Origin of the sequence: Pseudofulvibacter geojedonensis (assembly GCF_042675745.1) — a bacterium.
GTDB lineage: Bacteria > Bacteroidota > Bacteroidia > Flavobacteriales > Flavobacteriaceae > Pseudofulvibacter > Pseudofulvibacter geojedonensis.
On the sequence record NZ_JBHTJM010000001.1, the window covers coordinates 124,467 to 149,461 of the forward strand.

General features: G+C 30.4%; 21 protein-coding genes. 8 read left to right on the forward strand and 13 right to left on the reverse strand.

Annotated elements, in window-relative coordinates:
- Positions 1-152: 152 nt before the first annotated feature.
- The 4 genes from ACFQ1O_RS00530 to ACFQ1O_RS00545 form a co-directional block, all read right to left on the reverse strand.
- The gene (locus tag ACFQ1O_RS00530; RefSeq protein ID WP_377712186.1) at positions 153-1,559 is read right to left on the reverse strand and encodes a DUF6252 family protein; all 1,407 of its coding nucleotides are present in this window, start codon (positions 1,557-1,559) and stop codon (positions 153-155) included.
- A gap of 12 nt (positions 1,560-1,571) precedes the next feature.
- Complete coding sequence (locus tag ACFQ1O_RS00535; protein WP_377712188.1) at positions 1,572-2,306, reverse strand: hypothetical protein; 735 nt, start codon at positions 2,304-2,306, stop codon at positions 1,572-1,574.
- A 46-nt stretch (positions 2,307-2,352) separates the two neighbouring features.
- Positions 2,353-3,669: an MFS transporter gene (locus tag ACFQ1O_RS00540; protein WP_377712190.1), complete on the reverse strand. Its 1,317-nt coding sequence runs from the start codon at positions 3,667-3,669 to the stop codon at positions 2,353-2,355.
- 79 nt (positions 3,670-3,748) lie between these two features.
- Positions 3,749-4,591: a M48 family metallopeptidase gene (locus tag ACFQ1O_RS00545; protein ID WP_377712192.1), complete on the reverse strand. Its 843-nt coding sequence runs from the start codon at positions 4,589-4,591 to the stop codon at positions 3,749-3,751.
- A gap of 151 nt (positions 4,592-4,742) precedes the next feature.
- On the opposite strand from ACFQ1O_RS00545, the gene msrB reads away from it, so the two are divergent.
- From msrB to lpdA, 3 genes are all read left to right on the forward strand, one after another.
- Entirely contained in the window at positions 4,743-5,231 is a 489-nt protein-coding gene (gene msrB / locus ACFQ1O_RS00550) for a peptide-methionine (R)-S-oxide reductase MsrB (protein ID WP_377712194.1), read from the forward strand.
- A 53-nt stretch (positions 5,232-5,284) separates the two neighbouring features.
- The gene (locus tag ACFQ1O_RS00555) at positions 5,285-5,500 is read left to right on the forward strand and encodes a hypothetical protein (protein ID WP_377712196.1); all 216 of its coding nucleotides are present in this window, start codon (positions 5,285-5,287) and stop codon (positions 5,498-5,500) included.
- Positions 5,501-5,646: 146 nt separating this feature from the next.
- Entirely contained in the window at positions 5,647-7,038 is a 1,392-nt protein-coding gene (gene lpdA / locus ACFQ1O_RS00560) for a dihydrolipoyl dehydrogenase (protein WP_377712198.1), read from the forward strand.
- 69 nt (positions 7,039-7,107) lie between these two features.
- Here lpdA and aroQ read toward each other — a convergent pair whose 3' ends face one another.
- From aroQ to ACFQ1O_RS00575, 3 genes are all read right to left on the reverse strand, one after another.
- On the reverse strand, positions 7,108-7,521 hold the full coding sequence (aroQ, locus tag ACFQ1O_RS00565) for a type II 3-dehydroquinate dehydratase (RefSeq protein ID WP_377712200.1): 414 nt from the start codon (positions 7,519-7,521) through the stop codon (positions 7,108-7,110).
- A gap of 84 nt (positions 7,522-7,605) precedes the next feature.
- Positions 7,606-8,085, reverse strand: a complete 480-nt coding sequence (locus tag ACFQ1O_RS00570; protein WP_377712202.1) for an Lrp/AsnC family transcriptional regulator — start codon at positions 8,083-8,085, stop codon at positions 7,606-7,608.
- Between the two features lie 50 nt (positions 8,086-8,135).
- Positions 8,136-9,275, reverse strand: a complete 1,140-nt coding sequence (locus ACFQ1O_RS00575) for a M14 family metallopeptidase (protein WP_377712204.1) — start codon at positions 9,273-9,275, stop codon at positions 8,136-8,138.
- 282 nt (positions 9,276-9,557) lie between these two features.
- Here ACFQ1O_RS00575 and ACFQ1O_RS00580 point away from each other — a divergent pair, with 282 nt between their 5' ends.
- The 5 genes from ACFQ1O_RS00580 to ACFQ1O_RS00600 all read left to right on the forward strand — a co-directional run bounded on the left by ACFQ1O_RS00580 (position 9,558) and on the right by ACFQ1O_RS00600 (position 15,146).
- On the forward strand, positions 9,558-9,971 hold the full coding sequence (locus ACFQ1O_RS00580) for a helix-turn-helix transcriptional regulator (RefSeq protein ID WP_377712206.1): 414 nt from the start codon (positions 9,558-9,560) through the stop codon (positions 9,969-9,971).
- Positions 9,972-10,015: 44 nt separating this feature from the next.
- The gene (locus tag ACFQ1O_RS00585) at positions 10,016-10,396 is read left to right on the forward strand and encodes a DNA topoisomerase IV (protein WP_377712208.1); all 381 of its coding nucleotides are present in this window, start codon (positions 10,016-10,018) and stop codon (positions 10,394-10,396) included.
- Between the two features lie 7 nt (positions 10,397-10,403).
- Positions 10,404-11,192, forward strand: coding sequence for a TerC family protein (locus ACFQ1O_RS00590; RefSeq protein WP_377712210.1), 789 nt, complete (start codon positions 10,404-10,406; stop codon positions 11,190-11,192).
- An 89-nt stretch (positions 11,193-11,281) separates the two neighbouring features.
- Positions 11,282-13,183: a 7TM diverse intracellular signaling domain-containing protein gene (locus ACFQ1O_RS00595; RefSeq protein WP_377712212.1), complete on the forward strand. Its 1,902-nt coding sequence runs from the start codon at positions 11,282-11,284 to the stop codon at positions 13,181-13,183.
- Positions 13,184-13,241: 58 nt separating this feature from the next.
- Entirely contained in the window at positions 13,242-15,146 is a 1,905-nt protein-coding gene (locus ACFQ1O_RS00600) for a 7TM diverse intracellular signaling domain-containing protein (protein WP_377712214.1), read from the forward strand.
- Here ACFQ1O_RS00600 and ACFQ1O_RS00605 read toward each other — a convergent pair.
- The 6 genes from ACFQ1O_RS00605 to ACFQ1O_RS00630 all read right to left on the reverse strand — a co-directional run bounded on the left by ACFQ1O_RS00605 (position 15,143) and on the right by ACFQ1O_RS00630 (position 24,895).
- Positions 15,143-15,997: a mechanosensitive ion channel family protein gene (locus ACFQ1O_RS00605; RefSeq protein ID WP_377712216.1), complete on the reverse strand. Its 855-nt coding sequence runs from the start codon at positions 15,995-15,997 to the stop codon at positions 15,143-15,145. The two genes, ACFQ1O_RS00600 and ACFQ1O_RS00605, sit on opposite strands and share 4 nt — an antisense overlap.
- Before the next feature lie 66 nt (positions 15,998-16,063).
- Entirely contained in the window at positions 16,064-19,261 is a 3,198-nt protein-coding gene (locus ACFQ1O_RS00610) for an AsmA-like C-terminal region-containing protein (protein WP_377712218.1), read from the reverse strand.
- A gap of 58 nt (positions 19,262-19,319) precedes the next feature.
- Complete coding sequence (locus ACFQ1O_RS00615; protein WP_377712220.1) at positions 19,320-19,763, reverse strand: hypothetical protein; 444 nt, start codon at positions 19,761-19,763, stop codon at positions 19,320-19,322.
- 93 nt (positions 19,764-19,856) lie between these two features.
- Complete coding sequence (locus ACFQ1O_RS00620) at positions 19,857-22,496, reverse strand: DNA gyrase/topoisomerase IV subunit A (protein ID WP_377712222.1); 2,640 nt, start codon at positions 22,494-22,496, stop codon at positions 19,857-19,859.
- A complete protein-coding gene (locus ACFQ1O_RS00625) occupies positions 22,497-22,967 on the reverse strand; it encodes a hypothetical protein (RefSeq protein ID WP_377712224.1) in 471 nt (156 codons plus the stop codon).
- Positions 22,968-23,041: 74 nt separating this feature from the next.
- Positions 23,042-24,895 carry a DNA topoisomerase IV subunit B gene (locus tag ACFQ1O_RS00630; protein WP_377712226.1) on the reverse strand — a complete coding sequence of 618 codons (1,854 nt, stop codon included), beginning with the start codon at positions 24,893-24,895 and terminating at the stop codon, positions 23,042-23,044.
- Positions 24,896-24,995: the final 100 nt, after the last annotated feature.

Below are 24,995 nucleotides of genomic sequence, written 5' to 3' on the forward strand. Positions count from 1 at the left end.
TTTTAAATTATACTGATTAACATCTATTTACAGCAAAGTACCACAAAAGTATTTAACCTAAAAGATATCAATTCAATTCTCATGCCACTTAACTTTATGTCATAAAAAAAGAGCAGATATACTGCTCTTTTTTTTATAAATTATATTGAATATTATTCGTAGGTAACATCGAATGTTCCGTTGGTAATTACATGAGAAACAACAGGGTCTTGACCTATAGAAGCCGTAATAAATCTATAAGTACCTACAATTCGTTTATTTACTTCATCGTGTAAACTAATGTTTAACCCCCAAGTAACATTACCATTACCAGTATAAGTAATATTGGTAAAACTACCAGAAGTAAAAGACTTTTGCTCATACTCAACAAAATAAGGATCAGTGTTATCTGCAGTAGTTGCTGGATCTCCATCAGGACCATTAATTTCATTCAGGTTAGATGTTCCGTCTCCGTCACAATCAGCATTTTGCCATGCTGGTATTGTTGCGTTATACCCAGTATAACCAGCAGATTGTGCAGGAGAACATGGGTCATTTATATCTGTTCCATCTAGTGTTTCTTGAGTATCACTAACACCATCTCCATCTGTATCTACATTCCCTTCGTAAGGATCTGTACCAGCAGTAATTTCATCTCCATTATTTTGTCCATCATTATTACAATCTGCAGCCATCCAAATAGCATTATTAGCATCATGACCTGTATACCCCGCTGGTTGTAGTGGGCTACATGGGTTATTTGGGTCTGTTCCATTTTCTGTTTCTACACTATCTACTATACCATCACCGTCTGTATCTGGCCCAGTAGGTGTAGTAGGATTTGATGTAAAGTAATGAAGACCATCGAAATTAAATGTACCAGAGATTAACTTATTATCTGCATCAAACTTAGTTATTGCAATATTTCCGTTTGCTTCATTATTAGAATTAGCATATACATTTCCACCTCCATTTGAAACAGTATAATTAGCAGTATTATTAACAGATGACCCAGGTGCAACAGGACCAAACTGATAAGAATTAACAGCTACTGCATTTAAAAGAATATTAAATGATTCTCCGTTATTTCCTCTATAACCGTTTATAGTTGTAACACCATTATTAACATTTGCCTGTGCTACATTTGCAACCCATAGAGATTCATCAAAAGTTACATGCATTCCTCCACTTTCTGCTGCAGAATAAGAATCAACATTACTAGTGTTGTATATTGCTTCATAATTTGTAGTAGCATTTCCAAGAGGATAAGGAGTATTAACATTATTTGGAGCAATACTTAAAGGCATTTTTAAAGTTATAACTTCTGAACCTTTTTTTCCTGAAATAACAATTTTATCTCCTGTACTACCATCATTGGTAAGGCGAGCTTTTATTTCATCTAGCTCCATAAAATCAGTACCATCAATATTAGCAGTCATAGTACCATCCATAATAGGATTTACAACTACTGGATCTGTTACATCTAGTGAAGGATCTAACTCTGCAGGCTCTTCTGCGCTACAAGCCATTAACAACAAAGCTGCTAAACAAGATTTTAAATATATATTTATTTTTTTCATGATATTTTACGATTAATTTAGGGTATAACTGTTAAGTTTATAAGTCACTCCATCTATTGAATATTCAATAAGACCAATATCTTTTGAATAATAATAATCTCCTTCTATATCCCCTGTATCTCCTAATGAACCACCTTCTCCCAAGGTTTCTAACACATGGGATATATGAATAACGTTGTTATATGTTTGTCCATTTACATTTCTAGTTAAATCCCTACCTAGCAAAGTGTATTTATAATTCATACTTACAGTAGTATTTGGAATAGCAGGACTATCACCTATTGGAGTATATGAATAAGTAGATGAAACTACATTGTCCCATGAAGTACCTACAACTGCATCATCTTGAAGAAATTTAATTTCAAATGGCGTACTTTCTATTATGTAAGCCGGATTATCTATACTAACTGCTATTCTATTAAAATAACTAGCTGCTGATTTACGAATAGATCCATACCCGACTGAAGAGGAAAAATCATAATAGGTAATTGAGTTATGTTGAGATGTACTAACCATATTTAAAGACTGTGTCCCTCCTGTGCTTATCGAAAGCTCCCATTGATTACCGACTGCCCTAGGAAAATAATCTCCTGTAGAAGTTCCTGAACCAGCTCCTGCACCACCTCCTCCGGCATTATCAATATTAAGCTCGTCAGCAAAATTACCCTCTAAAGGCTCATCATTACAAGAAATAAAACTTAAACTTGTAATAAGTAAAAGAACGAATGTAGATTTGATAGTTTTCATTTTTTAATTACGGGTTAATTTCATTATCGAACAAACATAAGAAAAATTATTCATTTTTTTTAGGAACTCTAAAAAGTAATATTAAGCCAATAATAAAAAAGAATATCAGAGCCAAAATAGAATTTCTACTACTACCTGTCATATCTCCAATAAATCCATATAAAAATAAACCAATGACCATTGCACACTTCTCTGTAACATCGTAAAAACTGAAATACGAAGTTGTATCGGTAGTTTCAGGAAGAAATTTAGAGTATGTTGATCTGGATAAGGCTTGCACCCCTCCCATTACCATACCAACTCCTGCTGCTGCAATATAAAACTGAAAAGGGCTGTAAACAAAAAAGGCATAACAACACAAACCTATCCATATTCCGTTAATTAATATTAGGGTTTTAACATTACCTATTTTTGATGACAGCTTAGAGGTGAGTTGAGCTCCTAAAACTGCTACTAACTGTATTAATAATATACTTACTATTAAGCCTGTACTTTTGTTGTCTTCATCTCCCCAATTAATCTCTTTTTCTCCAAATATTGTAGCAACTGTCATTACAGTTTGAACCGCCATACTGTATACAAAAAAAGCAATAATAAACCTCTTAAGCTGCATACTTTCTGTAAATGATTTCCATACTTTTGATAACTCTCTAAATCCATTTACCAAAACTTCTGAAGTGACTTTTTTTCCTGTTTTTAAATTCGGTAAATACTTATATGAATAATGACTAAATCCAAACCACCATATACCTACTGTTAAAAAAGAAATTCTCATTGCTTGCATTTTCATTTCACCAGCAGTATCACCTTTAATACCAAAAGACTGAGGAAACATTACAAGTGCCAAATTAAACACTAGTAGAACAACACTACCAATATACCCCATAGAAAACCCCTTAGCACTAATAGCATCTTGCTGTTCTGGATAAGCTATATCAGGTAAATATGAATTATAAAAGACCAAACTCCCCCAAAAACCAATTAAAGCAATAGCATAAAAAAGAAAACTCAACTCTAAGTTATCTTTACTGAAAAAATACAGCATCATACTTGAAATTGAACCTATATAACAGAACAATCTTAAAAACAACTTTTTATTACCCGTATAATCTGCTATACCAGATAAAATAGGAGAAATTATAGATACAACCAAGTACCCAAAAGCTGTAACATAAATCAAAACTATATCATAACTTTTGTTCTCTAAAAACAAAAAATCTATTGCTTCTCCTTTTAAAAATAAAGCTCCATAAAATATCGGGAATAACGCAGAAACTATAGTTAAATTGTACACTGAATTTGCCCAATCATAAAACGCCCAAGCATTTAAAACTTTCTTACTTCCTTTTATAAATTTTGTCATTTAGTTAATTTTTATAAACAAAAAAAGCTGTCCTTAATATGAACAGCTTCGAAAATACAATATTTTATTTTACAAGACCTTAAAAATTACCTAAAGGTCTAAAACTAGTAATTCCAAATTTTTTAGCTTCTTCTTTAGCGTTTGGAGCTAACTCTTTTAACGTATCTATTCTAGAGTCATTAGATGGGTGTGTACTTAAAATTTCTGGAGGTGCTTGTCCGCCACTATTAGCTTTCATTCTTTCCCATAACTTAGACGCTTCATCTGGATTATAACCTGCAATAGCCATAAGTATCAACCCTATTTTATCTGCTTCTGTCTCATGACTTCTACTAAAAGGTAACATTCCTCCTACTTGAGAACCTACACCATAAGCTTGCATAATCATTTGTTGCTTTTGCGCATCTACACCTCCTGCTTGCATACCAACAGTACCGGCAACAGCAATACCTTGCTGTATTTGACCAGCTGTCATACGTTGACCACCATGGTTAGCTAAGGCATGAGCAACTTCGTGCCCCATAATAGCCGCTATAGCCGTTTCATTTGAAGCTACCGGTAAAATCCCAGTATAAAATACTATTTTACCTCCTGGCATACACCAAGCGTTAACAGTCTTGTCATCAACTAAATTATACTCCCATTTATAATCTTTTAAATACCCTTCATGTCCGTTAGCATTTAACCATCTTTCTGCAGCCGTGGCTATACGCTCTCCCACTCTAGTAATCATCTCAGCATCTTTGGTACCTTTAATTACTTTATTTTCATTTAAAAATTGATCGTATTGTTGAAACGCCATTGGAAACAATTGATCATTCGAGTAAGCATTTAAGGTTTTTTTGCCAGTAAATGGATTTGTTTTACAAGCAGAAACCATAAAGATTACCAATACTAATAATGTTATTCTTCTGAAAATCATAATCAAATATATTTTAAATAAGGTTAGCATAAAATTACTTAATATTTTATACTTCACACACTAATATTTAAAAACATTTATTCAAATTTTATACCATTCTCATTCTGTAAGGCATTTATGTTTTTATCGTCTTAAGAAAAAAATGTACACAATGATTAAATCTTATTTAATATCAACTATTTGCATATTCTTTATTTGTTGCCAATCTAATACTGCCCAAGACAAAAAAAACAGCTCAAAAAAAGTTCAGAAAACTGAATTAGAATGGAAAAAGCAACTGACTTCACTAGAATATAATGTTTTAAGAGAAAAGGGTACTGAAAGAGCTTTTACTGGCAAATATGATAAATTCTATGAAAACGGTACTTATCTATGCAAAGGATGCGACACACCTTTATTCTTGTCAGAAAACAAATTTAACTCCGGAACAGGTTGGCCCTCTTTTGATGCTGGTATTAAAGGAAATATAGGCTATGACTCTGATAATTATTTGGGATACACTCGAACAGAGATTCATTGTAACACATGCAAAGGACATCTTGGCCATGTATTTGATGATGGCCCTAGCGAAACAACCGGAAAGAGATATTGTGTCAATTCTGTCTCCCTACTATTTGCTCCTAAAAAAAAACAAGATTAAACCTTTTTCACTTTTAATCGTCTTATACTATATATAATTATAAAAAAGCGATTATGAAAAACGTATTATACTTATTCGGAATAATTCTTTTATTAAGTTTCAATTCTTGTGCAACCAGAGTAAAAGCAAGAGCTACAGCAAAAAAAGTAACTGTTGTTAAAGTAGCCCCAAGAGGTCATAAAGTAGTTTATGTAAAAGGAGCAAAGTACTACACTTGGAACGGAAAGCGTTACCAAAAAACCAGAAGAGGTTATATTTTAGTAAGATAAATTAATTTATAAAGATATATTTTTAAGAGCTGTTCTACCAAAGGTCCGAACAGCTTTTTTTTGCTTTACTTAGATTTCGTTATCTATTTTCAATTTCATTTTGTAAATTCGTGCGATTAAAAATTCGACAATAAAATTCATTACAAATGAGTAAATACGATATTATAGTTCTTGGATCTGGACCAGGAGGTTATGTTACAGCCATTAGAGCTTCGCAGTTAGGATTTAAAACTGCTGTTATAGAAAAAGAAAATCTTGGAGGAATATGCTTAAACTGGGGATGTATACCAACAAAGGCCTTATTAAAATCTGCTCAAGTTTTTGAATACTTAAAACACGCCGAAGATTACGGTTTATCTGTGAAAAACCCAGATAAAGACTTTTCTAAAGTAGTTGCTAGAAGTAGAAATGTAGCTGAAGGAATGAGTAAAGGAGTTCAGTTTTTAATGAAAAAAAATAAAATTGACGTTATAAATGGCTACGGAAAAGTACAAGCTGGTAAAAAAGTAGCTGTAACTAGCGATGATGGAAAAGAAACTGTTTATAGTGCAGATCATATTATCATAGCAACTGGTGCTCGTTCTAGAGAATTACCTGCCTTACCTCAAGACGGAAAAAAAGTAATTGGTTACAGACAAGCAATGACCTTGCCTGAACAGCCTAAAAAGATGATTGTAGTAGGTTCTGGAGCTATTGGAGTAGAGTTTGCTTATTTCTACAATTCTATGGGAACAGAAGTTACTATTGTAGAATACATGCCTAACATAGTACCTGTAGAAGATAAAGATGTATCTAAACAACTGGAGCGTTCATTCAAGAAATCTGGAATGAAAATTATGACTTCTGCTGAAGTTACTAAAGTTGATACTTCAGGAAAAGGAGTTAAGGCTACGGTTAAGACTAAAAAAGGAGAAGAAGTTTTAGAGGCTGACGTATTATTATCTGCAGTAGGAATTAAAACTAACATTGAAAATATTGGATTAGAAGATGTTGGAATTGTTACCGATAGAGACAAAATTTTAGTAAACGATTTTTATCAAACAAACATACCTGGGTATTACGCTATTGGAGATGTAACACCTGGACCTGCTCTAGCTCACGTAGCATCAGCAGAAGGTATTTTATGTGTAGAAAAAATTGCTGGCCAACATGTAGAAGCTATCGATTACGGAAACATCCCAGGATGTACTTACTGCTCTCCAGAAATTGCTAGTGTAGGAATGACTGAACAACAAGCTAAAGATGCTGGATACGAAATCAAAGTTGGAAACTTCCCTTTCTCAGCTTCAGGAAAAGCTAGCGCAGCCGGAACTAAAGATGGTTTTGTAAAAGTTATTTACGACGCTAAATACGGAGAATGGTTAGGATGCCACATGATTGGTGCTGGTGTTACAGATATGATTGCCGAAGCAGTAGTTGCAAGAAAATTAGAAACTACTGGCCATGAAATATTAAAAGCTATCCATCCTCACCCAACTATGAGTGAAGCTGTTATGGAAGCAACAGCTGCTGCCTATGACGAAGTAATACACCTATAAACAGTAAGTCAAAAAATAAAAAGGCGTTTTGAGTTATTCAAAACGCCTTTTTTAATTCAATATCTTCAACTATAAAAAACTACTTAAAGCCAATTCATAACTCTGAAGACCAAAACCAATTATCACTCCTTTAGCATTTGGAGCTAAGAAAGAAGTATGTCTAAACGATTCTCTAGAATATGTATTAGAAATATGCACTTCTACAACTGGTGTTTCAATACCCGCAACAGCGTCTGCTATCCCTACAGAAGTATGCGTATAAGCAGCAGCATTAAGCACAACTCCGTCATAACTATAACCAACCTCATGAAGTTTATCTATTAACTCACCTTCTATATTGGATTGATAATAACTCAATTCTATCGAAGGGAATTTTAATTTTAATTCATCAAAAAAACTCTGAAAAGTCGAACTTCCATATATATCGGTCTCCCTCTTACCTAACAAATTTAAATTTGGGCCGTTTATTATTATTATTTTCATTTTTTAATACTTTTTTCTTTTAAACAAAAAAAGGTAGCAACACTTAAATCACCACCTTTTGATTATATTTTATTTTTAAAAAGATTAAATATCTCTAAATATAGAGCTCATCAACCTTTTTTTATCATTGATACTCTCTTCTAAAGATATCATTGTTTCTGTTCTATACACACCATCTATATCATCTATCATAAAAATAACCTCTTTAGCATGTTGAGTATCTTTAGCTCTAATTTTGCAAAAAATATTAAATTTCCCTGTTGTGATATGAGCAACCGTTACAAAAGGAATTTCGTTAATCCTTTCTAAAACAAATTGAGTTTGAGATGTGTTTTGCAAGAAAACCCCTACATACGCAATAAATGAGTATCCTAGTTTTTCATAATCAACCATTAAAGACGAACCTGTAATAATACCTGCATCTTCCATTTTCTTAACACGCACATGAACCGTTCCAGCAGATATCAATAACTTTTTAGCTATATCTGTAAACGGAACCCTAGTATTCTGTATTAACATATCTAGTATTTGGTGATCTATCTCATCTAATTTAAACTTTGCCATTTTTAAAGTGCTGTAATTATTATTTTGGATTAACAAATATACATTATTCACTAAATAATGATAACTTTTTTTACGAAATCTTCGCCATCAAGCAATATTTCGTTAATTATCCCTAAAGAATCAGCTGAAATTTCTTTTCCGTTAACTGTCATTTTTTTAAAATTAGCATTCAACTCCTTATGAGCAAAATTTTCAGTTAAATCTCCTACTTTTTCTACTAAAGGAATGAAATTCACTTCACCATCAACCAATTCTTCTTTATATTGAATAGCCACATCTAAAGAATTTTCATTACAACCTTTTACATCTCTAATAATGACATCATAAAACAGTTTTTGGTTCTCCGGAAGCTTAAAATACGCTTGATAATAATCTCCTTTTACACTTGTTGAAACAATATAGTCGAAAGCTATTTTTAATGCTTTAAAAATAAAATATCGAGTTTTTTCTCTTTTATAGTCACCAGGATAATGCCCAGCCTCAAACAAAATTGTTGGGGTACCCAGACTTTGAAAAGTATCTCCTACACAATTGATATTAAAAGCGTCATCATAACGGGCTATTTGATTAGGTAATTCCTTCTCTAGTTCTTTATTAATAACAGAAATAACCTCCATCCCTATCTTTCTAGAGCTAGTAATTGATCTCTGCATATCTGATGCTGGAGACAAAAAAGACAAGACTGATGAATTATTTGAGTAACCTGCGCTAAAAATTGTTCTTTGACCATGTAAGTTAAAACAAAAATGTGGTTTAAATGAATCATAAACCTTTCTCAAAACTTTACTCTCTGGTTGAGATAACTTTTGAGCATCTCTATTTAAATCAACCTGATTAGCATTGAACCTGGTATAATATTCGGCTCCATCTGGATTTAAAATAGGTATAAAACAAAATGTATAGCTTCTAAGCAGTTTGTCCACATTTTCATTAGAAAGCATTAAGTAATTAAAAAAATCAAATAATGCTTTTGTTGTGGTACTTTCATTACCATGCATTTGAGACCAAACTAAAATTCTTTTATTCCCAACACCTATATTGAAAGAATATATTTTTCTCTTCTTAACCGAAGTTCCTATATGAGTAATTTTAAAGCTACTCTTGTATTTGTTTATCAATTTTTCTACATCATTATTATTGATATATCTTCCAAACAAACTCTCTTCTTTTATATCGGTATACACTCGCATCAAATTTAGTTCTATACAAATGTAAACAATTGATTTTTTACATTTGTAAACAACTTAAAACAACAAGTTTGTTTACGATTGTATACACGATTAACAACTACTAACTCATAACTAGCTTATTTTTAACATTAATAAGTTTGAATAATTCCAAATAACTGCTTTTCAGTTATTTACAATACTCCATTTAACGTTTTAGTTTATATGCGTTCTTTATTGTTTATAATGTTTACTTGTGTAACTCATAATGGTTGTATACATTTGTATACATAAAATACTCTTGTCATGAATTTTGCTCAGCGTTTACAAAAGTTACTAGATTATTACGATTTATCTGCATCGGGATTTGCAACAAAAATTGGTATTCAACGTTCGAGTATGTCACATATTTTATCTGGTAGAAATAAACCTAGTTTAGATTTTACTATGAAGGTTTTGCATACTTTTCCAGAAGTATCTATTGAATGGTTGATTGATGGTAATGGCTCATTTCCTAAAAGCACTCCTACTCTTACACCAAATGTTAATCAAGAAATCGAAACATTCAATGAAAAATTAGATAGCCAAAATGAAAAAAAAGAAAATATAGATAGCACTAATAAGATTATTTCTGAAGTAAGTAAGCTTGATAAAGATATAGATAAGATAGTCTTCTTTTATAAAGATGGTACTTTTACTATTTATCAAAACACACCATAACTTTTATCTTTGTTGCCCTATAGATTTTTTGTTACTTTGTGTCTATGCAAAAAATCTCATTATTTATACTTCTCATTTTAATAACTTCTTGTTATGAAAAGCCTGAACGAAACTGTAGTGATTTTAAGTCTGGTACTTTTGAATACGAATATGAAGTAAAAGGAGAATTAAAAAAAGCTACCTTTACTCGAAACGATACTTTAGAAATAGATTATCATGGCAAACATATTGATTCTATTCATGTTACCTGGATTAATGATTGCGAATATATACTCAGGAACATCAACCCTAAAACAATGTTAGAAAAAAAGGCTATACACTTTAAAATACTAACAACAAAAGGAAACACTTACACCTTTGAATCACAATTAGTAAATGACCCCTTAAAAAGGAAAAGTAAAGGAACCGTAACTAAAACTAACTAAAAATATTATGTTTGAAATCTTTACAACACCTGATGCTTGGGTAGCATTATTAACCCTAACTTTTTTAGAAATTGTTTTAGGTATAGATAATATTATTTTTATCTCTATTGCTTCTAGTAAATTACCTGAAAATCAACAAAAAAAAGCTACTAATATTGGTTTAATATTAGCTATGGCATTACGTATTGTGCTATTATTTGGTATTTCTTATTTAACAGCATTAAGTGCTCCTTTTTGGCATATTAATCTTTCGTGGATTCAAGGTGGTATATCAGGGCAAGCATTGATACTATTTGCAGGCGGCCTTTTTCTGCTTTATAAAAGCACCAAAGAGATTGCTGAAAAGGTTGAAGAACCTGAACATGACAAAGAAGAAGTAAAAAAATCTAGGTCTTCTTCTCTATCAAATGCAATTGTTCAAATAACTATGATTAATATAGTTTTTTCATTTGATTCTATATTAACGGCTATTGGTATGACTAATGGTATTGGAGATAAACCAAACGATGCTTTAATTTTAATGATTGTAGCTGTAGTTATTTCTGTTATTATTATGATGTTATTTGCTAACCCTGTTGGTAAATTTGTAAACAAGCATCCTTCTGTACAAGTTCTTGGCTTATCTTTTTTAATCCTGATAGGTTTTATGTTAATTGCTGAAGCTGCACACTTATCACATTTAACTGTATTCGAACAATCTATTGGTGCCATACCAAAAGGCTATTTGTATTTTGCAATTTCTTTCTCTCTTTTAGTAGAATTTTTAAATATGCGAATGAGAAAAAACAATAAATAATTAATTCTATTTTAGTTTATAAAAAAATCAACGCATATAGCGTTGATTTTTTTGTATATTATAGTTTGTTAATTGTTTCCTGAACTCAATTGAAAAAGATTATTCTTTATATATTATTCTTTTCTTCTTTTCTAGCTTTTTGCTCACAAAATGAACGTGTAATTAAATATCAGAACAGCACAAAACTATCAAGAATAGGAAAATATCTAAGCTTTTATGAAGATACTAGCAATCAATTATCAATTAAGGAAATAAGCAAATTACCTTTTACTCCCTGTATTAATAACACACCAAATTTTGGTTTTTCTAAAAGTACATATTGGGTGAAATTCACTTTAGAGAATCTATCTAATACCGAAGAATTCTTACTGGAATTTAATCGCATTTACGCAAAAGAACTCTCATTATATTATCAGGTTCAAGATACTAGCTCGTTTTTAGTGAAAAATTACAACGAAAATTCAAAAAAGCATATAGGTAGGTTGTTTTTATTCGAATTTTCTATACCAAAATCAGAAAAGATAACTTTTTATATTAAACTAAAAACTACTTGGAGTTACTCTTTTCCAATAAAAATAAGTCCTCAAAAAAATGCGTTCAAACAGTTATTTCATCAAGAACTTATTGGTGGTATTTACCTAGGTATTATATTAATTATGGTTTGTTATAACTTTATTATTTTTTCATCTGTTAGAGACAAAAGCTACTTGTATTATGTTGTATATATAGCCTCTTTTTTTCTTTTTCAGTTAAACGAACTAGGATATGCCTATAAGTATTATTGGTATTTAAAACCTTACTTATTTCATATTTTCACAAAAGTAACTCCTATACTCTCTTGTATTACAGCTATATACTTTGTTCGAGATTTTTTAAAAACAAAACATCATACGCCAAAATTACACAAGATATACAACTACTTTATAATTGGCTTTATCTGTGTATTATTCACAATTACAAATAATAAATATAATGAGTTTTACTATACCATATTTAATGTCATAGCTTTTAGCATTTCTATATTCACTTTAATTGTTGCTATTGTTATTTTAAAAAAAGGATTTTCTCCCGCTAAATTTTTCTTAATAGCTTGGTCTATATTATTGCTATCTATTATTCAATATACACTTAGTAACTTAGATATTATACCATATTTTTCTTTTACAAGATATTCTTTAGAAATTGGCTCTATTATAGAAATTGTTCTACTCTCTTTTGGTCTTACATATCGTATTAATGTATTAATGAAAGAAAAAGAAAAATCGCAAGCTTTAGCGTTAGAATTAGCAAAAGAAAACGAACTTATAATTACACAAGAAAACCAAAAGTTGGAAGAGTTAGTTAATAAACGTACAAATAAATTAGCATTAAAAAACATTCAAATACTTGGACAAAATGAAGAGAAATCTACTATGATGAGAGAAATACATCATCGAGTTAAAAACAATTTACAAATGATTAATAGCATGATTCGCATGCAATCAAAATTTGTGAATAGCAGTGATTCTAAAGACGTCCTTAATAAAGTACAGAGGAGGATTATTGTTATGGCGCAGCTTCATGAAAAAATGTATTTATCTAAAGACTTAAAATCTATACGTATCAATTCTTATTTAACAAATATGATTTCTGATATTTTTAAAAACGATGAGAATGATAATTCTTTTATTTTAAATATTTCTGAAGAGCTAGAATTCAATACCGAAAATGCACTCTCTGTAGGTTTACTTATTAATGAACTTATAAATTATACTTTGCCTCAGGTTAAAAATGACATCATCAATATTGAAATCAAAGAAGTTCAAAAAAATGAATTTATTTTAACTTTCTTCAATAAAAATAAGGGCATTAGCTATAGTAGTTTAATGAAAAAAACATCTTTAACTCAAAGATTAACTTTAAACTTTATAAAACAACTTAACGGTTCTATTCCAGAAAATCAACATGTAAATAACGAGCATGCGCTTGTAGTAAAATTCGATACTTTGTAGTTTACTTTACATCTATAATGTTGTATATTTATAGTTGATAGCTTTTACGTATTTAATTTTGAGAATAAATCTTCTTATTTATTTTATCCTTCTTTCGTTTTTCCATTGTTCTGCAAAAGAAAAAGAATTAGTTATTTCTAATAGCTCTAAAATTATACGAGTAGGTCCGTATATGGAAATATTACAAGACTCTACTAACCAACTATCTATAAATGATGTATCTAAACTAAATGGCTTTGTAAATTACAATATGTTAATTCCTAGTTTTGGCTTATCTAACGATAATTTTTGGGCTAGATTTACAGTAAAAAACAACTCCGATCATGAAAACTTTACTTTCGAATTCAACAAAGTTGATATATTAACCTTAAACCTATACTCTGTTAATGGAGAAATTTATTCTGAACAGAAAATAAATATAGATGACCAAAAGTTTAGTGGAAGAGTTTTTCTTTTTAACACCATCATACCTAAAGGTGAGAGTAAAACATTTTATTTAGAGTTTAAAACCAAGTGGAATGTTACTTTTCCGTTACAAATTGGAGAAAAAAAGCAAGTGCTTTATGGTCTTTTTAACGACGAGTTAATTAATGGTTTGTATGTTGGTATCTTTCTCATTATGGTTTTTTATAATTTGTTTTTATACTGTTCCATAAAAGATAAAAGTTATTTATACTATGTAATCTATATTTTTTGTTTTTTACTGTATCAGCTAAATGAGAGCGGTTATTTATATAAATATTTTCTGTATAAAAATCCTTACCTATACAGTGTACTAGCAAAATTATTTCCAATAATAACATCTATATCTGCTATTTATTTTATTAGAAACTTTATTCAATCTAAAAAATATATTCCAAGATTGGATAAATTATACAATATATTAATAGTACTTTTTTTATGTAACATTCCGCTTATTTTCAATTCAAAATATAATGGTATTGCTTTTTTATCTCTCAATATATTGAGTTTAACTGCTGCTATATACGCTTTTATAATTGGCGCTATAGTAATTGCTAAAGGATTTAAGCCTGCTATATTTTTTATAATAGCTTGGACAGTGTTAATTATATCTATTTCTCAATTTACCTTAAGTAACTTAGGTATTTTGCCTTATTATGCTATTACAGACCATTCTTTAAAAATTGGTTCTGTTATAGAAATTGTACTCCTATCTTTAGGTTTAGCAAATAGAATAAATGTGTTAACAAAAGAGAAAGAGCTTTCGCAGGCAAAATCATTAAAACTTGCCGAAGAAAAAAAAGCAATCATTACTCAACAAAAGCAACGTTTAGAAAAACTAGTTCTTGAAAGAACAAAAAGTTTAGAGCTTAAAAATAAAACTATAGTAGAACAGCACGAAGAAAAATCTACAATGATGAGAGAAATTCATCATAGAGTTAAAAATAATTTGCAAATGATTAATAGTATGATTCGCATGCAAGCAAGGTATGTAGAAGATCCAAACTCTTCTGAAGTATTGAGCAAAGTACAAAGAAGAATACTTACAATGGCGAAATTACATGAAAAAATGTATCAATCAGACAATTTAAAACTAATTGATTTGAACGATTACATTCACAATATAGTTTCTGATTTATTTGAGATTCACAGTAATGAAAAGACAAATTATTCAATAAATATAGACTCAAAAGTCACTTTTGAAACAGAAATTATTCTGTACATCGGACTTGTTATTAGCGAACTAGTTATTAACTCTTTAAAACATGCTTTTCCTGGTAAAGACGGTTTTATATTAATAGAATTAAGCAATAGAACTCTAAATGCATTTGAATTAAAAATTTCTGATAATGGAATAGGGTTTGATGTAGAAAAATTCAATAGCAGTAACTCATTAGGTCAACGTTTAATAAAAAGCTTCGTTAGGCAATTAAACGGCGAATTATTTATATCTAGTAATGAATACGGCAGTAGTTTTACCATTAATTTTACAACTAATTAATTGATAATTCTTCTAATTTGTATAGGTAATTCTACTTTTTCTGCTATAAAGCGCTTATGTACAGCTTCTTTTAAATCACACTTCATTTTAAACTCCCATAATGGTTCACTTAACCATATATAAGCCCTTATTTGCACTCCTATTTCACTAACTTCTACTACACGAATATCAAATTGAGGAATATTTTTTACTACGTCTTCTGGTTTTCTATTATCTATAACAAACTCTAATTTATTGGCTTCTTCTTTAATGATTTTTTTAGCCAAATCTATATCTGCATGTAACCCTACTAAAAAATTATTAAAACTAAGTACTTTGGCTTCATCTATAGTATGATTTAAAACAGACTCTGTACTTATAATAGAATTCGGTATTATTAAACGCTTGTTTTCAAAATTATTTATAACAGTATGTCGTAGCGTAATATCTTCTACTATTCCGCTTCTTTCATTATCTAATTTTATATAGTCGCCTACTCTAAATGGTTTAAAAATAACTATAAAAAAACCAGCAACTAAATTAGATAATGCGTCTTGAGCAGCAAAACCTACAATAGCAGCTAATATTCCAGCACCAGAAAAAATATAGCCCGCTTTTTCTTTAAAAACAGGTATCGTACCTACAACAATAGCCAATGCTAATAAACCAAAGATAAAACGCAATGAATTACGTGTAAACTTTAGACTTGTAACTCCTATTTTTTCTTTTGTTAAGTTTCTTTTTAAAAAAAAGATAAGTATTGTTCTAGCAATTCTAGAGGTAACCCAACAGGCAAAAACCACTAAAAAAACATAAACTGCTATGCTTAGTGGATCTTTTAAATTAAAAAGCGAAGTTATCTGCTTCAACATTATTTTTATATTTAATAATACAAAACTAATAAATTGTTTTTGCCTTGTTCTTAAATTGAGCTTAAATTACTTTTTATCTTTACCCAAAGATATTTTGTAATCTTCTACACTTCCTTTTACCTTTAAATTAAGATAACGTATTTTTTTAGAAGTATCTACCTCAACAATTTTATCTTCTTGATTTACATCAACACTATCTTTCTTACTACCAAAAAGTTTGTGTTTTGCAGCTTTCCTTACTGTTTTCCAAGGTATTCTAATATAATAATCTATTTGTTGATCTGTATCATGTGTGCCTGATATTTCTATATGACCAAGAGTAGATTCAATAGCCATTTTAGGGATGATAATTTTTCCTTTTTGTACATCTAAATGGTTTTGAAGCGTATCAAATCTAATATTTCGTAAATTCTTGTCTCCCATATAATCAGATAAAGCCAGCATAGGGTCGTAATTTTTCAACTTCCCATTTAGTACTTTTACATCCATTTGAATGTCTGACTGATTTAAATCTGGCACTAAATCTGGATACACTCTTATTGTACCTTTAAGCCTTGTAGATAACTTCCCCTCTAAATTCTCTGAAACCAAATGATCTTGACCGAAATTTTCAAACTTGAATAACAACTTATCTAAATCTACATTTTCTGCAACCAAGTCTGGTTTCATATAAATGTTTTTAGCATCACTACCATTAAAATAACCCGATAAATTAATCTTCCCTCCTGCTGCATTCATGCTTAAGGTATCTATATAAACATAATGATTAGGAGTGGTTCTTAAATTGGCAACTATATTCTGTAAATCGATTCTATGATGAATAAAATGAGTAATAGAAACATTGAACTTCATATCTGTAAACGGAAGCTCATATAAATTAAACGCTTCTTCATGCTTTTTTACATCATTTCCTTTAGAAGCAGTTGATTCTTTAGAAGATGTTTCCTTTAAATTGAAATTATTCAATTTATCTAAATCTATATAATTTGCTTTTAAGACTAAATAATTATCGCGCTTTTTAATAGCCTCATCTTTTCCTAGGTAATAATTTAAGTCTACCGTAAAATTAGTTTTACCTATTTCACCATGAAAGTCTTCTATTACTATATGGTCATCCTCATAATGAACTCTACCGTTAAAGTTTTTAAATTGTAGCGGATGTAATTGCATTTTAGTATCTAACCTATCTAAATCTACATCTATAGAATGCAAAGAAGAGTCTTTATAATGCATACTAGATTTCATATGAAGCGTTAGATTTTCAAATTTTTCGTGTCTGTAATCTTTTGGAACGTAGTTCTCTGCTTTATATGAAAACACATCTTCTAATCGTAGTTGTTTAGATGTTAAATTAATATCTAAGTCCACATCTCCTTTTAACTGCTTTTTCATCCAAAACCCATAATCATGAACCAATCCGTCTAAATGAAAATCTGAATCATCAATATGCCCCGTAAAGTCAACTATTTTTAAATCTTTATCGTCTATAAAAATGTCTGAATGAAAATCGTGAAGTTCATGCGGATAATGCTTTAATTGTGCATGCAAACTATCTATTAAAAATTCTCCCTTTGGCAAATACTCAAACTCAGTTAAGTCTTTAGCGATCGACTTAAAAGATAACCCTAATCTTAAATCTGTAATTTGCTCGTCTACTCCTATACTATCTTGCTTAGAGAATTTAGTTAACTCGGCTATATCAATTAATTTAGATGTAATATCTAAATGTGCTTCTATTGGCTTTTCTGTATGGTGAATGATAGCTGGAAGATCTGACACAAAACCTGTAATAGATACATCAGACTTCCCCATTAACATGTCAAATTGATTTAGCTTAGCTCCGTTACCATCCATTACCATATGCACATTTAAATCTTTTAATGGTGCTGGTAAATCTTTAGAAGATATACTTAAATCTTTAATGGTTAGTTCACTAAAGTAAGCCTGATTAAGCTGATTAAGTGCATGCTGAGGGTTGTCTATATCTATAATATCATGAAAGTTCATTTGTAACGAAACAGCTCCCGATGTTTTATCTACATTTTTTAGATTTAAAAATTGAACCATAAAGTCTAAATCAAAATTAGCATCAACTTTCATATCTACTTCTGGCTCTTCAAAGTTTTTAACTATTACCGAACCTAAAAATTTCCCTTCATCTAATTTAGCAGTCATGTCTACTAAAGAGAACTCCATTGTACTAATATCTCTCTTTGCTCCATTGGTAAAATGACCTTTAAAGCCCATTTCATCTATACGTTTAGCTTTAGCTGTATTTTCTAAGAAGGCTTTACTAGCTCCAAACTGAACATCTATTAGAGGTACATTTCCTTTATTAGCAGGTCCGTTAATACTGGCATTAAAGTAAATTTCTCCAGCATTTTTATATCGTTCTAAAACTGGAATTAAATCTGATGGAGCAAAAGCGATAAACATATCAAAATTAGGCTTTGTACCCTTGATTGATAAATCTAAATCTACATCGTTTTTAGTATCTACAGAACCATTTAATTCAAAATCGCCATGTTCCATTACTATTCCAGATGGTTTGATTTCTAAAATTCCAGTCGTTTCATTGAAATCTAAGTCGGTATGAACTTCGAAATGTTTTTTCTTTATAAAGGTTGTATCGTTATCTTTTATAACGTTTAATTCAAACTCTGTATCTATATGAGCATTTATATGCTCATTTTTTTTCTTAAAACCTCCTTTAGCTTCATAAATAAAAGTTTCTACGTCTGTATTAGTAGCCTCATCTAGTTTATGAATATCTAAATTACGTAGCTTTATCTTTTTTAAATGAATATTGGCACTACCCTCTTCTGTATCGCTAGTACTTGCTAAAGCATTCTGAATATTAGTAGTGTTATTTTCATGAATAACGATATTGAAAACTCCTTCTTCTATTAGCAATGATTGGATATCAAAGTTTCCCGTTACTATATCTAATAAATTAAAACCGACATAGATATCTTCTACATCCATTATAATTGGTGCCTTATCTTCTTTGGTTTCGTAAATACGAACATCGTCTATTTTAATTGATATATGTGGAAAATTACCAAATACAGAAAGCTTACTTTTTCCTACTGCTACTAAGCCTTTATAATCTTTGTTTAGTTTTGCTATTTCATCCTGAATAATACTAGCTTGGTTAGCTTGTATGTACAGCAACAAACCGCCAATAAGCACCAGTGGTAGTACTACTGCAAATAATAGTATTCTTTTTAGAAACTTTTTATTTTTTAAAAAGGTTATATTCATTAATTTTAAAATACCTAAAATTCATTTATGTAATTAGACGACATTATTTTCAATTGTCTTATTCTATTGGGGTCAAGTCCCTTATCAAACATGCAGTTTCATAATCTTCTCTCTCCAATAGCTCTTGAAGATAATTTTCGATATCAACTTTGTCTGTTGATAATGGATGAATAATCAATTTAATTGTAGTTCCGTAATTGTAATCGGAATTAGTATAAGTAAGATGATTATTGTAATATTCCTTACTGTTTAATGTTGATAGATCAAGCCTTTTTATCTTATCATTATATGAAATGTACCAATCAAGAGAATTTGTAGCCAATGCTGAAACAAACTTTCTACATTCATCGCAAGTTTGAGAATGACGAATAAAATCAAAACCATTTTTCATCTCAATGATGACATTAGGAATATCTTCATATTCTCTCGGAGTAAATTTAATCCAGTCAACATCACTAATGTTAATATGGACTTCGAGCTTCTTATTAAATATTGAAATCATATTCTGTTTGCAATTAAGTATAACTTATTAATTTCAGTAATACAATTACTGATATACCACTAAATGTTCAAGTATTTTTTAAATTAATAAGATTTAAAACAAAGTCCCCTGTTCTCCATCTCCTTCATTTATAGATTTTGATAAGTCTATATTGTTAGCAGGTATTTCTTTTTCATCTACTACTTCAATTTCCTCAGTTACCACTTCTTCTGGTGCTTCGTAGGGTAAAGGATCTAATAAATTAACTTGCTTTAACTTATCTGTAGTTAATTGGTTTCCTAAAGCTTTTAAGCCTTTAATCGCAATAAATTGTTCTAAATCTACTTCTTCATTCGGTTTTTGATCTTTTCCTCTTTGCTTAGAAAAAACTAATTCTGCTACTGGTCTGTAATCTGTAGCAACAATCTCCAACTGAGAGTTTGGGTGCTCAGAAATAAATAGTTCTTCTTTGTTTTCCGATTCAATTAAGAAACGCTTTACATAATAGCGTTCTTTATTACCATCGAAATAAATAGCTGAAATAGGTTTATTAGGAATCCATTTTTCTAATACTATCATATCATCATCAAAATGCAAAGTTACTTCTGGAGTTACCGTTTTTACAATTCCTTTTTGTGATATAATTAGTAATTTATCATCTCCTTTAAATTCTCCTAACAACTCTCCTCTACCATCTAGATTTAATCGTTGTACACTATCATCAAACCAAATTTTTCTAGGTTTTAATGTAGAAACTCCTTTAGACTTTAGTTCTATACGTTTAACCGCATATTTAGTAACTAGATTACCTTTAGAAGCACGGCCTTTTACTAGTAAATCAGCAAAATCTAAATCCCATTTTAGTTTTTTAATACTACCCACCTGACGTAAATTAATGGTTACTACCTCAGCTTCTCCATTAGGGTTTGCTGTAAAATACGTAACCATAGAACCTTTATTACCTTGAGTAATATAATATTCTTTATCTCTTGTTACACTTGTTACCGAGAAACGTTTTATATAAGAAGCTTTAGATGTACCGTCTTTGTATATAGCATTATAAATAGTGCGCTTGTCTTTCTTTTTAAAGACTGCAACATGAATAATGTTTTTACCAATAAATGTTTTAGAGGCTACCTTGGTAACCATCATTTTACCATCTCTGGTAAAGGCTATAATATCATCAATATCAGCACAGTCTGCAACATATTCGTCTTTACGTAACGATGTACCTACAAAGCCTTCTTCTCTATTTACATATAGTTTGGTATTACGAATAATAACTTTGGTAGCATCTACATCTCCAAATAAACGCAATTCGGTTTTACGTTCTTTACCTTCGCCATAATCTTTCTTTAAACGAGTAAAATACGAAATAGCATATTCTATTAAATTCTCTAAATGGTGCTTTACTTCTTCTATTTGACCTTCTAAAGCTTCTATTTTCTGTTGTGCTTTATCTATATCGAATTTAGAAATACGCTTAATTCTAATTTCAGTTAAACGAACAATGTCGTCTTCGGTAACCGCTCGTTTAAGATGCTTAATATGTGGCTGCAATCCTTTGTCTATAGCAGCAATCACTCCTTCCCAAGTTTCTTCTTCTTCTATTAAACGGTAAATTCTATTTTCTATGAATATTCTCTCTAACGAAGCAAAATGCCATTGTTCTTGTAATTCAGATAACTGAATTTCTAACTCACTCTTTAGTAAATATACGGTATGATCTGTAGATCTACGCAACATTTCTGAGACCCCTATAAAAACTGGTTTATTATTATCAATAACACAACCTAAAGGAGAAATAGATGTTTCACAATTGGTAAAAGCATATAAAGCATCTATTGTTTTATCTGGCGATATACTGGCCGGAAGATGTATTAAAATCTCTACCTCAGCAGCTGTATTATCTTCAATTTTTTTAATCTTAATTTTACCCTTGTCGTTAGCTTTCAGTATAGAGTCTATCAGGCTAGAGGTTGTTGTAGAAAAAGGAATTTCACTAATTACTAAGGTGTTTTTATCTTGTTGTGCGATTTTTGCTCTAACACGAACTTTTCCTCCTCTCAGTCCATCATTATAATTACTTACATCTGCTATACCAGCTGTTGGAAAATCTGGAAATAAGGTAAACTTTTTACCTTTTAAATGTTTAATAGAAGCGTCTATTAATTCATTGAAGTTATGTGGCAATATTTTAGTAGATAAACCTACAGCAATACCTTCTGCTCCTTGAGCCAATAGCAATGGAAACATTACAGGTAAATTTACAGGTTCTTTATTTCTACCATCGTAAGATTGTTGCCACTCAGTAATTTTAGGGTTATAAACAACATCTAGAGCAAACTTAGATAAACGTGCTTCTATATACCTAGAAGCTGCTGCTCTATCTCCTGTTAAAATATTTCCCCAGTTACCCTGAGTATCTATTAGCAAGTCTTTCTGCCCAATTTGTACCATAGCATCGGCAATACTCATATCACCATGAGGGTGATACTGCATGGTATGACCAACAATATTAGCTACTTTGTTATAACGTCCATCATCTTTTTCTTTTAAAGAATGCATAATACGACGCTGTACGGGCTTAAAACCATCGTCTATAGCTGGTACGGCTCTTTCTAAAATTACATACGAAGCATAATCTAAAAACCAGTCTTTGTACATACCAGTAACTCTAGTAATGGTTTCTTTGGTATGTTGTTCATTACTGTTTAGCTCTTCTTCATTATTTAAATTGTCTTCTACGCTCATTTATATTGATGAATTTTCTCGTACTACTTTATTTAAAGAGGCTTTTAAAGCTTTTATCTTTTTATTACTTAAAAGTGTAACATCTACACTAGTCTTTTTTACTGTATTATTACTTTTGATATACAAATGTATTTTTTTGGAAAAAAAATAATTTGAATAACCAAATTTATACAGCTTTGTTTTAGGTATCTCAATTCTTTGCTCTCTGTAATTATTATACTCAGATAATAATATACCTTTTCTTATTATCACTAAACCTAAGCCCGTGCTATCATATTCAAAATAGGTAGCTTTTTGATGCCAGTATATTAGTAATAAAAGCAAACTTACTACCAAGATTATACTATCTATATTTGAAATAGAGTCGTTTAGAACTATTACTTTATATAAATAATAACCTATTAGTATCCCTATTAATAGGCCATATGTTAGTTTATATTTTGTTATTTTTTTTTCGTTTGAAAATTTCATCCCCCAACTTAATTTTCAATGATTAGTGTTTCTCTTATAGTTTGAATTTACATTATCTTTTCATCTTCAACTCGTTATTCTTCTAATAAATCTAATTCTACTTTAAGATTGTTAATAATAAATTTTTGTCTATCAGGAGTATTCTTTCCCATATAAAACTGTAAAAGGTTTTCTATAGACGTTGCTGTATCTAACATAACCGGATCTAACCTCATATCATCTCCAATAAAATATTTAAATTCATCTGGAGATATCTCACCTAGTCCCTTAAATCGAGTAATCTCTGGTTTACCTTTTAATTTTTCTATTGCATTGATACGCTCTTCTTCAGAATAACAATAAATCGTTTCTTTTTTGTTACGTACTCTAAATAGCGGTGTTTCTAATATATATAGATGTCCTTCTTTTATTAACTCTGGAAAAAACTGTAAAAAGAATGTAATTAGTAACAAACGAATATGCATACCATCTACATCGGCATCGGTAGCAATTACAATATTGTTGTAACGAAGATCTGAAAGTGATTCTTCTATATTTAAAGCGGCTTGGAGCAAGTTAAACTCTTCGTTTTCATACACAATTTTTTTAGACATTCCGTATGAGTTTAAAGGCTTACCTCTTAAACTAAATACCGCTTGTGTATTTACATCTCTCGATTTAGTAATAGATCCACTTGCAGAATCTCCCTCTGTTATAAATAAGGTAGACTCTAACCTGCGCTCTTTTTTTACATCACCCAAATGTACTCTACAGTCTCTTAGTTTTTTGTTATGCAAAGATGCTTTCTTGGCACGCTCTTTTGCTAATTTTCTAATTCCTGATAATTCCTTTCGTTCACGCTCTGCTTGCAAAATTTTACGCTGTAAAGCTTCTGCAACATCGTTGTTCTTGTGTAAATAATTATCTAGGTATTTTTTAACAAAATCGTTGATGTATGTTCTTACCGTAGGTAATCCTCCTCCCATTTCTACAGAACCCAACTTTGTTTTGGTCTGACTCTCAAAAACAGGTTCCATAACTTTAATTGCTATTGCAGCAATAATAGACTTTCTAACGTCGGAAGCATCATAATTTTTTCCGTAAAAATCACGAATAGTCTTAACTAGAGACTCTCTAAAAGCTGCTTGATGTGTTCCTCCTTGTGTGGTATGCTGACCATTTACAAAAGAATGATATTCTTCTGAATACTGAGTTTTACTATGAGTAATGGCTATTTCTATATCATCTCCTTTTAAATGGATGATAGGATATAGCATATCTTCTTTATTGTTGTTATCTTCTAGAAGATCTTTTAATCCGTTTTCTGAAAAATATTTTTCTCCATTAAAGATGATGGTCAAACCTGGGTTTAAGTACACGTAGTTTTTCAACATTTTAACTACGTATTCTGAACGGAACTTATAATTTTTAAAAATACTTTCATCTGGTATAAAAGTAACTTTAGTTCCCTTTCTTGCTGAAACCGATTCTACAGGAAATTCTTCTGTTATATTTCCTTGAGAAAACTCTACTGCTTTTCGCTGGTTGTCTCTATTCGATTCTACTCTAAAAAATGTAGACAGAGCATTTACAGCTTTTGTACCTACACCGTTTAGACCTACAGACTTCTTAAACGCTCTAGAATCATATTTCCCCCCTGTATTCATTTTAGAAACTACATCGACTACTTTTCCTAACGGAATACCTCTACCGTAATCTCTAATAGATACTTTTTTATCTTTAATACTTATTTCAATGGTTTTACCTGCTCCCATGACAAACTCGTCTATAGAGTTGTCTAAAACTTCTTTTAGCAAAATATAAATACCATCGTCTGCAGAAGAACCATCGCCTAATTTACCAATATACATTCCAGGACGCATACGAATATGCTCTTTCCAGTCTAATGAACGGATATTATCTTCGGTATATTTAGTTTCTTGCGACATAGAACAACGAACGTTTTAGGATATGATGCTAATATAACATTTCATTAAAAAAAATAAAAGCGCAATTAAGACTTTTATTTAACAGATTTTTCACCACAAA